This is a genomic window from Sporosarcina sp. NPDC096371 (assembly GCF_044762865.1).
In the GTDB taxonomy this organism is placed as follows: Bacteria; Bacillota; Bacilli; order Bacillales_A; family Planococcaceae; genus Sporosarcina.
Genome location: NZ_JBIWFE010000001.1, coordinates 573,680 through 585,394 on the forward strand (window position 1 = coordinate 573,680; position 11,715 = coordinate 585,394).

General features: G+C 40.1%; 9 protein-coding genes. 6 read left to right on the plus strand and 3 right to left on the minus strand.

Annotation, left to right across the window (positions count from 1 at the left end; all coding sequences use genetic code 11):
- The first annotated feature begins 1 nt into the window (after window position 1).
- The 4 genes from ACIQ0H_RS02690 (at window position 2) to ACIQ0H_RS02705 (ending at window position 6,605) form a co-directional block, all read left to right on the plus strand.
- Window positions 2–1,390: an IS1096 element passenger TnpR family protein gene (locus tag ACIQ0H_RS02690; RefSeq protein WP_403410525.1), complete on the plus strand. Its 1,389-nt coding sequence runs from the start codon at window positions 2–4 to the stop codon at window positions 1,388–1,390.
- Between the two features lie 54 nt (window positions 1,391–1,444).
- The gene (locus tag ACIQ0H_RS02695; protein ID WP_403410527.1) at window positions 1,445–1,960 is read left to right on the plus strand and encodes a hypothetical protein; all 516 of its coding nucleotides are present in this window, start codon (window positions 1,445–1,447) and stop codon (window positions 1,958–1,960) included.
- 259 nt (window positions 1,961–2,219) lie between these two features.
- On the plus strand, window positions 2,220–5,747 hold the full coding sequence (locus tag ACIQ0H_RS02700; RefSeq protein ID WP_403410530.1) for a S8 family serine peptidase: 3,528 nt from the start codon (window positions 2,220–2,222) through the stop codon (window positions 5,745–5,747).
- A 165-nt stretch (window positions 5,748–5,912) separates the two neighbouring features.
- Complete coding sequence (locus tag ACIQ0H_RS02705; protein ID WP_403410533.1) at window positions 5,913–6,605, plus strand: hypothetical protein; 693 nt, start codon at window positions 5,913–5,915, stop codon at window positions 6,603–6,605.
- A gap of 150 nt (window positions 6,606–6,755) precedes the next feature.
- On the opposite strand, the gene tatC is transcribed toward ACIQ0H_RS02705, so the two are convergent.
- The 3 genes from tatC to ACIQ0H_RS02720 form a co-directional block, all read right to left on the minus strand.
- Window positions 6,756–7,502, minus strand: a complete 747-nt coding sequence (gene tatC, locus ACIQ0H_RS02710; RefSeq protein ID WP_403410536.1) for a twin-arginine translocase subunit TatC — start codon at window positions 7,500–7,502, stop codon at window positions 6,756–6,758.
- A 63-nt stretch (window positions 7,503–7,565) separates the two neighbouring features.
- Window positions 7,566–7,745 (minus strand): twin-arginine translocase TatA/TatE family subunit, encoded by a 180-nt coding sequence (gene tatA / locus ACIQ0H_RS02715; protein WP_403410539.1) that lies wholly within the window; start codon window positions 7,743–7,745, stop codon window positions 7,566–7,568.
- Window positions 7,746–7,841: 96 nt separating this feature from the next.
- Complete coding sequence (locus tag ACIQ0H_RS02720; protein WP_403410542.1) at window positions 7,842–9,032, minus strand: metallophosphoesterase family protein; 1,191 nt, start codon at window positions 9,030–9,032, stop codon at window positions 7,842–7,844.
- Window positions 9,033–9,410: 378 nt separating this feature from the next.
- Between ACIQ0H_RS02720 and ACIQ0H_RS02725 the strand changes: the two genes are divergently transcribed.
- Together ACIQ0H_RS02725 and ACIQ0H_RS02730 are read left to right on the plus strand one after the other, a co-directional pair.
- Window positions 9,411–10,739 (plus strand): S-layer homology domain-containing protein, encoded by a 1,329-nt coding sequence (locus tag ACIQ0H_RS02725; RefSeq protein WP_403410545.1) that lies wholly within the window; start codon window positions 9,411–9,413, stop codon window positions 10,737–10,739.
- A gap of 235 nt (window positions 10,740–10,974) precedes the next feature.
- Entirely contained in the window at window positions 10,975–11,688 is a 714-nt protein-coding gene (locus tag ACIQ0H_RS02730; RefSeq protein ID WP_403410548.1) for a VCBS repeat-containing protein, read from the plus strand.
- Window positions 11,689–11,715 lie beyond the last annotated feature (27 nt).

Here is an 11,715-nt window from a genome sequence, read left to right on the forward strand (position 1 = left end):
TATGAAAGCATATATTCTAAACGTATCATTTGAAGGCATTACACCACTTATTTGGAGGCGTGTGATTGTACCTGCCGGCGCAACATTTAACCGTTTGCATGAAACCATTCAGAACATCACAAACTTTCAAAGCAGACTTTCTCCGTACCATTCCTTTGGCGTGAGGATTGACGATTATTTTATTACGGATAATGGACTGATTCTAGAGGAGTACAAAGGGAAGGAATATGCTGGGAAGACGGTTAAGCAACCCGCGCGTATTAAAATTGATACATATCTTGAAAAACATGGCCATATCTTATATACCTATGACTTCGGTGATGATTGGCGGATTCGGGTAGAACTTGAAGACACGGTGGAGGATTATTATTTTGGCTATCCCACTTTACTGGCTGGTGAAGGGACGGCGCCGCCTGAGGATGTTGGTGGTCCATCAGAGTACGAAGCGTTTAAAAAAGTGTATCAGGATCCGACACACCCTGATTATTTATCGACCCGTGCATGGGCTGAGAGGCAGGACTATTTGCCACTAGACATGGTCGAGGTGAATGAACGTTTAAAGTATGTGAAATACAAAAAGACAGAATGGGAAAACATAAATCATGAACGCTATCACGTGATTTCTGATAAGTATCGCGGTGCTGATTCGGTGGAACTTGTCGAATTGCCAAACAAAGAGTTAATCATGCAGTATGCGATTGCTTGTACGAATTTATATGGATGGATCGAATATCCGAAGTTTCTAGAGATTTATAATGCTCAAAATGAGCCAGCGCTATCGAGTAGTGAGTTACGCACACTCGTAACAGACTCCGATACTGCAAAAATGCTAGAAAAAGCAGGTGTATTTTCGCGTAATAGCGCGTTGGTTCATGCTGCCTTTAATAAGGGTACGCACCATGTGACATTTTTACAAGCGGTCAAGGGCAAGCCGTTTTATGTACCCGCAAAAGAAGAACTATTACGCTACGTAGATGCTCTGTACTATGAAACGACAAACCATCACGAAATGCTTACAAATATGTTGGCGAAAGACTTTTTTGGTGGTAGTACATTCATGATCAAGGGCGAAATCGATGAATTGATTGGTCAATTACAAGGTGTAGGAATTGATTTCCAAAGCGTATTGCGCGAATTCTTAGCACGTTTTGACTGGAAAGATCGCACGCAACTAAATCTTTATGGACAGGTAGTTACCGTGATTGCGAACACCACACGCATTTGGGAAAATAGAGGCCATACGCCGCATGAACTATTTGAAATGGAAAAATCGCATGTCATGCCGCAACCGAACGCGCCGATTAACGCGATCGATGAGGGCAAGACGGGGCGGAACGAACCTTGTCCATGTGGAAGTGGGAAGAAGTATAAGAAGTGTTGTGGGAAATAAAATCATGACCCCGACGTAGTCTGTAAGTGGGAACCTTGTTAGGAGGACGCCGATTTGTATGATCCAACCATCTTTGAAAATTTAAAAGTAGCGTTCGAAAATCAAGTCTATGACCTTGATAATATAGAGCGAGAAATTGACATTACCAATCGGGTGGATCGAATGGATTTTGCCGTACTGGCAAGAGAGTTTGCGATTCAATTTTCGCTAGCCGATCAACCAGATGTTACAGCAGAGATTGTGTTACAGGCATCTATAAAAGAGTTAGCGGAGGAGATATTGGAGCTACCCGGAAAAAATCCAGGTTGTTCCTTGTCGGTTCGCTTTCACAAACATGTGGACGATATCGCGATCCAGTGCAAGCAAATTGAGCAAGCACTACATGCCATTTGGGAAACTGAATTCCAGTTGACGCAAACACTGAGCTTTGTTTATGCGCAAGAAGCGTCAAGTTATCTAGACATGATTGACGTGAAGTTCACAGTGAAAATGAATGAGGACCATATGGGGGATATTGCTGATTTTCTAGATCATGTGTTAGAATCATTGGCTGTACTGAATCGAATTTGAGGCACCCATATTAATATGAACAAACAAGGCCTGCAGGTATGTATGAATACCTGCAGGCCTTATTTTTGTTTAGGCTGCTTTTTTCCATCGGAATAATCGTTGCGGATAGTACCTTTGATGTATGTTGGCATAGAACCAAATGTTGTAGCAATTATAACTTTTTGTTAATTTCCAGAAAAGTTAAAACGTGGGATGATAAAAATAGCTTTAAAGTTAACTTGTTTCATCCATCATTTTATTAGGAAAAGGAGATAAGTCCATGAAAAATAGAAAAATGAAGGCATGGAAAGTCATGACCACAGCGGCGGTTACTTCTTTATTATTTTCATCACTTACCGTTTTTGCAGAAGATGACGTTACTCCACCTGAGTCGCAAGTAGCTGAAGATTTTTTGGAACAACGAGAACCATTTTTTTTTGATAGGGATAAGATCGAAACAAGTCAAGATGATTCACTATATAAAGACATTGAAAAAGAGGGTTTGGCAAAAGCATATAAACCCAATGATACTGTCCGTTTAATCGTTGAAGTTGAACAGCCAACAGAAAATGAGCAAACAGCCAAAAGCAAAAAAGCTTTATATATACAAAAGCAAGAAAAAGTAATCGAGCAAATGTCAAAAGGAAAAAATTCTAACTTAAAAGCTGCTATTCAAGTGAAGCATCGTTTTTTCAAAGGGTTTAACGGATTCAGTATAGAAACAGAGTTCCAAAATATAAAAGATATCCAGTCTATTCCGGGGGTTACGAATGTCCATATCGCCAGAACCTTCCAGGAGAATATGGCAGCAAGTAAAGAATTAGTACAAGCGCAAAAAGTATGGGAGCAATATGGTTATAAAGGGGAAGGACTATTAGTCGCAGTTATAGATTCCGGGATTGATTACACGCACAAAGATATGACATTAAGTGATGCAGCCAAAGCAAAAGAGAAATGGACTCAAGATAATATTAAACAAAAACTTGGGGAGACCGATGTAAACGAAATTTGGTATTCCGATAAAGTCCCAACAGGGTATGACTGGGCGGACAACGATACGAATGTCATTCCTGGACCAAACGGCGATCCGCATGGTACCCATGTTGCTGGAACCATTGGAGCAAATGGTGACGAAACGAAAGGCGGTGTCGAGGGTGTTGCACCAGGTGTTCAACTACTAGCGGAGAAGGTATTTTCCGATAAGGGCGGCGGTGCCTATGAGGATGATATTATCGCAGGAATTGAGCATGCAGTCACAATGGGTGCAGATGTTATCAACATGAGCTTAGGTATTGATGCAGGCTATGTAAATGAAGAATTTGATCCGATACAAAAAGCAATTCGAGTTGCGACAGAACAAGGTACCCTTGTTGTAACGGCAGCTGGTAATTCAGCCTACAGTACGAAGAATAATATCATTCAATCTTCATTAAGACCCTATGCAGAAAATCCTGATATTGGAACAGTCGGTGCACCGGGTGTAAGTCCATATGCGTTATCGGTTGCTTCTTATGAAAATACTAAACTTCATTTAAATACATTAACAGATGCAAAGGGTTTTTCGGTTCCATTCAAAGATCAAACGCAATTTCCAGCATCGTATAATTTTAAAGTCTCTAAGCTTTTTTCACCAGAGGTCCCTTATGATTTGGTGTATGTTGGGGAAGGAAAGAATGCAGCAAATTATCCGAAAGGCAAGACGGACTATATTGCTGTCGTTAAACTATTAAATTCATATAGTACTGTTTCATCTATTCAGTTCACAGCTAAGAGTGCAGGAGCAAAGGCGATTATTATGATACCACCTGCAAATTGGTCAGACTATACTACTTTACCAGTAACGCCAACTGCAACACCAACCGCGTCAACAAGTAAAGCTGCAGGTGAAGCATTACTGAGAAAAATGATGCACCAGCAAAACGGTCAATATGTAAGTATGAAATTTACAGGTGATACTTGGGCAGATAATCCAGCGAAAGATATGATGTCCGATTTTTCATCAATGGGTACTACGCATACATTAGATTTTAAACCGGAAATCTCGGCCCCTGGAGGAAAGATTTTTTCAACTATACCGGGAAATGAGTATGAAGTGATGAGCGGAACATCCATGGCAACGCCGCATGTGGCAGGCGGTTCAGCGTTGTTACTGCAAGCCTTATATGAAAAAGGTTTATCGTATTCAAAGGACACAGCGTTAAAGGCAAAAATTGCATTGATGAATACAGCACAAGTAGTAGAAAATCCGCATAATAAGGTACCGTACTCACCTCGTGTCCAAGGATCGGGATTAATGCAAATTCAAAATGCGATTAAGACACCTGTTATTGTCACCAGCAAAGATACTCCTCTAGAGCAAGCAGGGGCAGTTGCGTTAAAAGAGATTAAGGGTAACAATACGCACTTCAAGTTGAATGTGGAAGCCCTTAAAAATCTAGATGTAAAAGAATTGGAGTACACAGTGTATGTAGACGTTTTGACGGATGAAACAGAAACAAAAGAATTTGACTTAGACAATGATGGAGCGTTGGACTCCAAAGAGTATTTAACTTTAACAAGTAAGCGTGTAGAAGGGGCTACCTCATTAGTGAACGGGAATGTAGTCACTCATACACAAGGAACGAATATAAAAATTAAACCGGGACAAGAAAAAGACCTGAATGTAACGCTTATATTACCAAGGAAATTAAAGAATGGTTCATTTGTTGAGGGGTATGTTCGCTTAGTCCCAACTGAAAAAAATAGTAATGCAGCAGTTCCAATAACAGTTCCATATATGGGCTTCTATGGAGAATGGGATGAGCTACGAAATATTGATGCACCTGCATGGGAGAAGGAAGCTTTTCTAGGGTATACAGCGCTTTGGGATGAGCATTCAGAAAGTTATCCATTAGGATATAACCCACAAACCGGGAGATTCAGTCTTAACCGAATTGCATTCTCGAAGAACTATATACTCAGTGGGATTCATCCGACATTTCAAGCCTTACGTAATTTAGACAAAGTTGAAATGTTTATTGAAGATCAATCTGGAAATCTCATAAAAGAGTTAGGTGATTTTAGTGAATATACGGGTACTCCATGGAAATTCAGAAAAAATATAATGCCATATGGAGATACACAGTATGATGGATATAAATGGGATGGGAAAGATTCATCGGGACAGTATGTACCTGATGGTGTCTATCAATATGTTGTCAAAACAACATTAGATTATCCAAACGCAAAACCACAAATTGATAAAATGCCAATTACGATAGACTCTGTCAATCCGACTGTTTCAGATATTAAGGTAACACCACAGAATGGAAAATATGAAATTACCTTCAATGCGCAAGACAATGCGAGTGACTACAATTCTGCTATTGTTTATGTAAACGGTCAATACAATGAAGTACCGTTTGAGCGACAATCTCTAATTGTCAACACAGAGCCGAAAGGTATGGTTATCTTAGCAGTGGATTATGCAGGAAATATATCTTGGACTACGTGGGGAGATCAAAGCTATAACAAACAAGGTATGGCCATTCAAACATGGGGGATAACTTCGGGTACTGGCCTTAACCAAAACAAGCCAGCAAATATAGTTGCTTTTGCTTATAGCAAAGTAGATTGGACAATTAATGTTAGAGATGCAAGTGGGGAGATTGTAGATTCATCTACAGTGAAAGATGAACATTCATTAAGAACAAAATGGACACCTGATAAAGACCTTCCAAGTGGTACGTATACGATTTCATTAGATGTTGAAACAAAAGACGGCTTTAAGGTGACATCTACAGCTAAACAAGTAACGGTTCACCAATAATAAACTGAATGCTACCAAGTAAAGGTAATTCACTTGGTAGCACTAGTTCCAAACCGCTAGATGCTTCAACGGTAACGCCGGATAATTATTGGTATACAAACAGGTCTATATTCAAAATTATGACCATATAGAATGAAAATACTATCAAAGGGAGCAATGAATCCTATGAAAAAAACAAAGAAGTTTTTATTAGGAACAACATTAGCAGTTGCATTGGTAGCATCAACTGGATTAGGTACTTATTCTTGGTTCACTTCCGAAACACATGCACAGGGAGATATGGAGAATGGTGTATTACAAATCAATAATGGCAGCGATATCGAAACACCAATCTTCTCAGGAAAGAATTTCGCGCCCTCACAGTTACAATATGGAAATTGGATTACGCTTAACAACAGTGGTGATTTAGACACTCATTTAAAAGCAACGTTTTCTCACTCAGTCGATAAAGCATCATTAGAGGAATATGAAATTGGTTATATTGCGATGAAATACACGACAGCACCGAATGAGGATATTTATGAAGACGCTAAGATCCAATTGGCTAATTTGTTTGAAGGAACGACAAATGAAAGATCTCTTTCCACTGCATTACCAGCAGGCGTTGAGCTTGTTAGCGGTATATTGAAAGGTGACCAAGCAAAAGCAATGATGGCTACCGCCGATAAATCAAGAGAATTTGTGATTGGTGAAGGCGGAGAAGGAGATTCGTTCTGGTCATTAAATGAGGGTCAATATATTGATGTAATGGTAGGAATCAAACTAGGTGAAGACGCAGGTAATGACTATCAAGGTGCAAAATACAACGCCACATTCAAAGTCAACGCTAAACAAACGGATGACGGTGCCCAATACTAAAAAAATAGTATATGATTTGTAAAGAAAAAGGCAGTCTTTTCGAAGGCTGCCTTTATCTTGCGCCTGGAAGTCGAAAATATGAAACTAAAAAAATATATGAACAAACAAGGCCAGCAGGTATGTATGAATACCTGCTGGCCTTGTTGTTCGTTATGCTGCTTTTTTCATAGGAATAATCGTTGCGGATTGTTTTTTCTGGTTTTTTCGATAGACAAATTTGGACAGTAGGACGCTACATTCATATAAAACGAATAAGGGAAGGATCACCAATATATCCGACATAATATCTGGTGGTGTGATGAAAATAGCCACAAGGGTCAGTAAAAAGTAAGACATTTTTCTAGCCTTAGAGAGCAGCGTCGGATTGATGACGCCAATCGAAGTAAGGAACATGACGACGAGTGGTATTTCAAATAAAAATCCAAACGGCAGTGTTAAGTTCATCATGAATTTGAAATACTTTTCGGCCGTAAACATAGCTTCAAACTGACCTTTAGACAAAGCTAATAAAAAGTTTAGAACCATCGGATACACAATGAAATAACCAAAAGATAGCCCGGTGATGAACATCGTAAACAGTCCGGGAATATAGACGAGTGTTGTTTTTCGTTCTTTGTCGGTGAGTGCTGGTTTGACAAATATCCACGTCTGATAAGCAGCAATTGGAATGGTCAGCGCAATCGCAATCACGCCAGAAATACTAAAATAGACCCAGAGAATTTCACTTGGTCCTAATACGACTAAATCACGTTCGAAATCACGAATCAGCCACTCGTAAATGCGCGGTACGTATAGGAATGATCCACATAAAAAAATGATAAAAGCAACTAATGTAATGATTAACCGTTTCCTTAATTCCCCAAGATGTGTCACAAAACGGAGTTCCTGACTTTTCATAGAAGCATCTCCCTTTTGAAAATAAAAAGAAGATGTAAACGCGAGTTTACATCTCCAAAACGCTTACTTTGAAGTATTACTATCTTCTTTTTCCTCTGACATTAAATCTTTTGTCGAGTTTTTAAATTCTCTCAATGTATTGCCAAATGCACGTCCGATTTCAGGCAACTTAGATGGTCCAAATACAATGAGTGCAATGATTAATATGAGAATTAAACCAGGTATCCCTATATTTTGTAACATGCTGACCCCTCCATTATGCTAATTTTTGTGTCATTGGGATGGGCAGGAAATCGCCCATTTCCTTATAAGTGGTTTTCCGTTTATACCTGATTACAATTAGCAAAATGGTAATGGATCAATACTTTGATCGTTTGCAGTTAAATCAATGCCATAGTTCTTAGCGAATACCATATGGGTTTCTTCAAGGACACCTTCCTTCGTTTCATCTAAATTGAAGACCCTTGCCCCACGAAGTCTATTTCGCTCTGCACCTGAAAGGCCATATGTACCAAAGCCTGTATTCCCGGAATAGCCAAGCAGAATGCCATAATAACTACCCACGTAGGTGTTTATGTGGTCATGTCCGCAAAAAACGCCTTTCACATCACCTCGGTCTAACATGGCTGAAAACAAACCGCTGTTGAACGGCCCTGGACATTCATCTTCGTTTCTTTCCCCTACGATATTATGCCTTTTCACTGCAAGATCATGGCCTGCAGCGGTTCGACTATCCACGCTACCATGCCACATAAAACGATATTCCCATAGTGGGATATGGATGAACATCAGTGAAGGTACTTTATAGCCGTTCTGCTGCTCCAGTTTTTTTGATTGCTCCGCATACCAATTTACTTGACTGAATCGAAGCCAGTCCCATGTCGGGTATCCCTTTAGATCTTGTCCAGCAATTGTAGTCGGCGCATATCTCCCGCTATCCAGTAGCCAAAGATTGAAAGCGGCTTTATTCCCTTTGGATTGTTTAATCGTGAGATTCATGTTTCCTGTCCCGGCTATTTCCTTTTCTCCAGGTTCGTTGACATTATATTTATACGTCATATAAAAATTCAGCATATCCTTCTCATTCATCCCGCTTTTGGGTGTCGAGTCTTCATCATGATTACCGAATGTCACTGCCCATTTAATTTTTCTTCTTTCCATTGGTTGAGCCACGTTATTGAGGGCTTGTTGCATCTCTAATTCCGAATTACAACCATCTGTAATATTATCGCCGTTCAAAACAACAAAATCCGGCTTCTCTGAGTCGAGCACTTTCTCCATCAGTTCAAGTGTCCGACGATCAATTCGTTCATCGTCTTGCGTATCGTTAAATTGTACAATTTTAAACTTTCCATCGGGATTGAATTGAAGCTTAGAGTCTGCTACTACTTCTTTTTTTGCTTGTGCAGTATTTGTCAGTAAATCTCCAGGCAATCCAGTACTCGCGAGTGTTAACGCAAGTGTACTCATGCCACCTATTTTGAGAAAACTCCTTCTGTCTAACCCTTTTTCCGGAAACTGATTACTCATTAGATAACCTCCAAATTTTTATTTTTACTTGAAAGAGCTGGTTAATCCCCAAAGGTACACCCATTGTATGTGTTCGATAACGGTTTGTCCTTTTGGCTGATGAACCATAGAGCTAAACAATAAAAAGTAATCGAATGGGAGACAAAGATAAGTAATGTCTATTCATTAACAGGGAGTAGTACTAGTATCTCTGTCAGCCACACTAAAATCTTAGCATGCTACTATTAACCAATTATTATAGAATTGTTAATTGTAGGTAAAATGTGAGAGAGTCATAGTGTTTCGTTCGTTGTAAACGGAGCATCTACATGATGTTTACCTGGTTTCATTTCTATGGGATACTAAAAAGCACAGCATAGAATTGGGGGAATTGGCTACATGTTTTTATTATCAAATTTTCGACGAAAATGCATGGTCACTACGGCAGCGACGATGCTTGTGTTATCAATGGTAATCCCAGTGAAGGCAGCGGTCCCGTCATCGACTGTCTTTACAGATGTCTCCAAGAGATATTCGCAATCAGTAGATTATCTTGTGGCTAACCAGTTTTCCAATGGCATTTCTCCATCGCAATTTGGAACAAATCTTTCCATCACACGTGGGAGTGCTGCCATCATTTTGGCAAATGCACTTGGCATATCGAACGGGGATGCCCCGGCGTCTGGATTTGTAGATGTGCCCAAACGGGGGATGGCTGCTATCAATGCATTGAAAGAAAAGGGCATTATTGGTGGAAAGAGTGCAACGAAATTTGGATTTGATGAGTTGTTAAAACGTGGAGAAGTGGCACTCATGCTCGCGAATGCTTCCTCATATAACTTGAAAGGCAACCAGGAAACACCTACATTCGCTGACGTCAATGCGCGATATCGTGAAGCCGTTGCTGGCTTAGTTGAAAATGGAGTGACGAATGGGAAGACTGAGCACCGTTTTGGGACGGACGATCCTATCAAGCGAGGTGAATATGCTATTTTTATCTATAAGGCTGAAATGATTGGCAAGGAAAACACGCTTCCAGATTCCTATAGTGCATTGCATAAGAGGTTGATGGCCAAAGATGTGTCTACAATTAAATTGCTTGGGGATAGCATTACAGCAGGTGTAGGTGTGAAAAGCTACTACATCGCTCAAGACGGCCGCGTCATTTTTAATGATGGCAAAGGTCAGGTTTACAGGGAAGCTGCTCACACTGCCGAAACATGGGCCAACCAATTACGAACGTATACAAAAAACACAGCGTTTGGCCAAGTAGATGTCATGAATAGTGGAATCAGTGGGAAAACGGCGAAATGGACACTCGAAAATATTGACTACCTACTCAAGCAACAAGAAGATGTCGTTTTTGTTATGATGGGTACAAATGATAGAATCGACAGCAGTTTAAAAGAGTACGAAGTGACCAGTAGAAAACTGCTCGAACTCGTGGACAAACGCTCGAACTATATGGTCGTGATGTCACCTCCACCTTCGATCAATACGATTTATCCTTATCAATTTTCACCAAAAGACATCGATGCAGTGTTGAAGAAAATAAGTAAGGAAAAGGGGTATCCCTTTATTTCACACTTTGATGGCATGAATGACTATCTTGCTGAACATGGTGATGTAACTTATGAGGATTTGATGCAAACGAATAGCCCACACCCTATTGAAGCAGGCTATGAAGTGATGTGGCAGAGGATTAAAGCAGGTTTGGAACTGGAGTAAGTTACTACCCAGATCATGAACTGAAATTATATAAAACAACGGAAGGCAACCCTATCAACATGTGGTTGCCTTTTATTATGTCGGTTGAAATAAAGAATCTTACCAACAACGCTTGGCGCTTAAGAAAGGATTGAACTACATCCTTCCCCGGATGCCTACGCTGGACATCGGATAGAACAATTTATTCGCCATAATTGACGGATGAAGGCATATAGTACAAGAAACACTAATTGAAGTGGGAGGGATTACATTTAAAGGACATTATACATTGTTGGATTGGAGGACCGGGGATGTAAACGGCGATGGTGTGGCAGACACCGTCTATTTATACGGTCAAGTTGATGGATCACCTGGTATCTTTGCTGATCATATTATACTTGTCATTCAAGATGGTCGAACCTTCAAAAGTACAACTGTCCAGTTCAAAAACAATGCGGGCTATAATGCGAGGCTGTTTCTCGGCGATTTTAACAAAGATTCAATACTCGACATCATGGTGAGTATCGACACGGGTGGGAGTGGGGGATATGGCATCTTTTATATCTATTCCTTCAAAGATAATCGTTTACATCAACTGTTTGACGTAGATGACTACAATGACAAACACATATTCCAAGCCCATTATGAGGATTTTTATAAAGTACGCGTGGAAAGTTCTCAGCTGAATGCGTCGTTCATCATAGACATTAGCAACAAAGACCCTGATTATTTATCGCAGTATTACGACAAACAGGGTTTACTCAAACAACCAGTCCAGGGCGGGGTTCTTGCCTTGGGTGCTTTATATCCAATAGTGACAACAAACAAAAACAACTATTATGATCTACTCGCCTCCCAGCGCATTATTGGCACCGTCAATGCAGATACTTTAGGGGTTGTTGAAAATCTTTTGACGTGGGAAGACGGTCGATTTATTTCAAACCGGCTGTCTGTCGCCACTAGCCTTTAATAATAGAATGAAAAACAGACATCTTCA

What these genes read in the sequence shown, in the direction of transcription:
- ACIQ0H_RS02720 (WP_403410542.1), bottom strand. Translation starts at nt 9,032, where the DNA reads ATGAGTAATCAGTTTCCGGAAAAAGGGTTAGACAGAAGGAGTTTTCTC.
- ACIQ0H_RS02725 (WP_403410545.1), top strand. Translation starts at nt 9,411, where the DNA reads ATGTTTTTATTATCAAATTTTCGACGAAAATGCATGGTCACTACGGCA.
- tatA (WP_403410539.1), bottom strand. Translation starts at nt 7,745, where the DNA reads ATGTTACAAAATATAGGGATACCTGGTTTAATTCTCATATTAATCATT.
- ACIQ0H_RS02690 (WP_403410525.1), top strand. Translation starts at nt 2, where the DNA reads ATGAAAGCATATATTCTAAACGTATCATTTGAAGGCATTACACCACTT.
- ACIQ0H_RS02700 (WP_403410530.1), top strand. Translation starts at nt 2,220, where the DNA reads ATGAAAAATAGAAAAATGAAGGCATGGAAAGTCATGACCACAGCGGCG.
- tatC (WP_403410536.1), bottom strand. Translation starts at nt 7,502, where the DNA reads ATGAAAAGTCAGGAACTCCGTTTTGTGACACATCTTGGGGAATTAAGG.
- ACIQ0H_RS02705 (WP_403410533.1), top strand. Translation starts at nt 5,913, where the DNA reads ATGAAAAAAACAAAGAAGTTTTTATTAGGAACAACATTAGCAGTTGCA.